At 67.9% G+C, this 3,062-nt stretch carries 2 protein-coding genes, 1 rRNA gene and 1 pseudogene; 1 reads left to right on the plus strand and 3 read right to left on the minus strand.

Translation table 11 applies throughout. The features are described from left to right. Window positions 1-93: ribosomal RNA gene (rrf, locus tag ACFW0G_RS45410) — 5S ribosomal RNA — on the plus strand; the annotation flags it as partial. A 524-nt stretch (window positions 94-617) separates the two neighbouring features. Here rrf and ACFW0G_RS45415 read toward each other — a convergent pair. The 3 genes and pseudogenes from ACFW0G_RS45415 to ACFW0G_RS45425 all read right to left on the minus strand — a co-directional run. After that, window positions 618-1,808, minus strand: a complete 1,191-nt coding sequence (locus ACFW0G_RS45415; protein ID WP_378331810.1) for an Ig-like domain-containing protein — start codon at window positions 1,806-1,808, stop codon at window positions 618-620. A 102-nt stretch (window positions 1,809-1,910) separates the two neighbouring features. Next, window positions 1,911-2,780, minus strand: coding sequence for a patatin-like phospholipase family protein (locus ACFW0G_RS45420; RefSeq protein WP_378331811.1), 870 nt, complete (start codon window positions 2,778-2,780; stop codon window positions 1,911-1,913). A gap of 90 nt (window positions 2,781-2,870) precedes the next feature. Then, window positions 2,871-3,062 (minus strand): annotated as a pseudogene (locus tag ACFW0G_RS45425) (lipoyl synthase); the annotation flags it as partial.

Consider the following 3,062-nt stretch of genomic DNA (forward strand, 5'->3'; position numbering starts at 1 on the left):
ACGCCCGGTCCCATTCCGAACCCGGAAGCTAAGCCTGACTGCGCCGATGGTACTGCAACCGAAGGGTTGTGGGAGAGTAGGACACCGCCGAACACAACATGAGAAAAGGGCCTTGCCCGGTCGAGAACCCCCACGGTTCTCCCGGCAAGGCCCTTTTCGCTATACACCCGGTCTTCCCCACGAGCCCCCCGCGCCGACCCCACCCGCCCCGCCGGGGGCAAGGGACCTTCACTGCCGCCCGGCGATAGCAAAGGTCCCTCGCTCACTCTCGAGCGCATCCGTAGGCTGGTCTTCGGCACGGTGAGATTCCGTCGGCCGGGTAGCCGTGAGGGCTGCAGCGCCGGTGTCGTGAACGACGGGCGTTCGAGACACTTATCGCCCCCAACGTGTCGTTCACGACATACCATTCCGCACGCCCGAAGGTTTCTTCACGACGCCTGAGTGCTCCGCCCGGTCGACATCTCCGCGGCGGAGTGTGCCAGGCCATCGGGCTACTAGGGCTCGCCTCGGGCTGGGCGCACCGGCGTAAAGCCGGATCGCAGGCCCGGCTCAGAGCGCGGACGGGTTCCGCGAAGACCACGGCGCTCTAGCCGCTTCCGCCGCCTCGGGCCGTCTCGTCACTTGACGGCGCTGCCGCTCTGCCAGTCCTGCCAGGACTTCGACCAGTCGCCGTACAGATCCCACACCGGCAGCTGCGGGCCGCCCGAGTTGGTCACCTCGACCACGTCCCCGAGCCCCATGGTCCGGAAGAACCATTCGGCGTTCGCCGCGTTCAGGTTGATGCAGCCGTGGGAGACGTTGGCGCTGCCCTGCGCGCCTACGCTGGCGGGGTTCTCGTGCACGAACTCGCCGTCGTTGGAGATGCGGACCGCCCACTTCTCGGTCGTCTTGTACGCCCCCGGCGCCGGCGGGCAGAGCCCGAAGGTGCAGGAGTCCATCACCGTGCTCTCCTGCTTGTCCGAGATGACGTGCGGGCCGACATGCGTCGGCGTCGAGTCCTTGCCCATCGAAATGGGCATCGATTTGACCGGCTGCCCATTGTGGAAGATCTGCATCTGCTCGGTGTTCCCGTCCGCCTTGGCGATCCAGGAATCGTGCACCTTGTACGTTTCGGTGCGATCCGTCGCACCGTACACGCCATTTCCGAAATCGACCCCGTACACCTTCGCCGTCACCTTCAGCACGGTTCCCGGCCGCCAGTACTCCTTGGGTCGGTAATGGACGTTCTTATCGTCCATCCAGTACCAGGAGCCCTCCTGTTTCGGCGTCGACTCCACCGACAGCCGTTTTTCGACCTCGGCTCGGTTCTGCACCGGCTGGCTGAAACTGAACACGATCGGCTGACCGACCCCGACTCCGGAGGTCGCCACCGACGCGGGCGCCGGGACGAGGTCCGGGCTGGCCTGCCGCTGGGGGGACAGCGTGCTCAGCTGGCTGTGCTGCTCGACGGGCTTCCCGTTGCCGCCGAGGGCCTGGGCGACGATCTTGTACGTGCTGCCGTAGCCGAGCGGTTCGGTCGAAGTCCAGCTGAGCCCGTCGGCGCTGAGCTGCCCGGACACGGTTGTTCCCTTGACGGCGTTCGTCACCGTGACGTCGGTCAGCCTCCCGTTCGCCGCCTTGACGACGATCGGCGTGGTCGGGTTGACGCCGGTCCCGCCGGCCGGCTCGATGCTCACCGACACCGGGCTTTCCGGGGACTGTGCTGGCGAGCCGTCCCCGGGGCCGCCGGTGCCGCCCGAACAGGATGACAGCATCAGCGCCGCGGAGAGAATCGCAGCAAGTGAAAGTAATGTTTTCTTGGGGAACATTTTGTCTCTTTTTGGTAATGCGGGCGGCTGGCCTTCGCCCTCAAAACTACGCGACGAGAAAGACGTTCCCCGCACCGGATCGGTGCAGCCCGGTAATTTTCTTCACTTTGTGACAAGGCCTGGTGCGCCATACAGGCCCGGCCCGTCGACGGTGATTTCGCCGAGGTAATCCCGCGCGGCCTCGTATGCCTGATTTGTGAGTTCCTCGGTCCGGCTGAAGTCCAGTGGGCTGATCCGTACCGGGGCGGGCCCCGGCAGATAGACCACCGGCACCCGCGCGGCCGCGATCGGGGCCTCCAGCACCGCCTGGTTCCGCATGCTGATCATCGCGGTGAACATCATGACCTCGGCGAACGTCCGCGGCGGCCCGGGCATCCGGCCGGGGAACGCGCAGTCCAGGACCACCAGCGACCGGGCGCCCATGGCCAGAGCCTGGCGCATCGGCACGTTCGCGACCAGCCCGCCGTCGTAGAGCAGCCTGCCGTCGTGGGGCACCGGCGGGTAGATGCCCGGGATGGCGCAGCTCGCCAGCAGCGGCTCCAGCAGCGGGCCCTCACGGATCAGGATCGGCTCCGCGGTGTCGACGTCGGTGGTGACGACGCCGAGCGGTAGTTCGAGGTCCTCGAACCGGGCGCCGTGGCCGATGTGCTCCTCGACGATCGCGGTGAGGCCCGAATTGGGGAAGAGATGCGTCTTGCTGTGCCGCAGCGTCCGCACCTGGCTCAGTACCCCGCCGGGGAACGCCTCATGCCGGGTCATGCGTGCCCAGATGCCCCGCAGCCGCTCGATCGGGTCGCCGCCGGCCAGCGCGAGCACGGCACCGTTGAGCGAGCCGACCGATGTGCCGACGACGAGGTCCGGCTTCAGCCCGGTTTCGTCGAGGGCGCGCAGCATCCCGAACTGCATGGCGCCGAGGCTGCCGCCCCCGCCGAGGACGAAGGCGATCGGCCGGGGCAGCTCCAGAACGGTCATACCGCCGAATGTAGTAAGGCGAAGCGGCTGCGGACCGGGCTCGTGGTGGTGCTCACCCGTACGGGGTGGGCCGACGGCCCGCAGCGGCGATCACCTCGCCAGCAGGCTGCTGGCCTCCTGCGCGGCGGGGCCTTCGGCGGCGAGGTGCGCGAGGTTCTCCGGCAGGGTTTCCCCGCGGTGTGCCTTGGTCTGCGCGTAGAGGCGTCCGGCGCGGTAGGAGGACCGCACCAGCGGTCCGGCCATGACCCCGGCGAAGCCCATCGCCTCGGCCGCCTTGGAGTG

The sequence above is a fragment of the Amycolatopsis sp. NPDC058986 genome (assembly GCF_042741125.1).
Lineage (GTDB): Bacteria > Actinomycetota > Actinomycetes > Mycobacteriales > Pseudonocardiaceae > Amycolatopsis.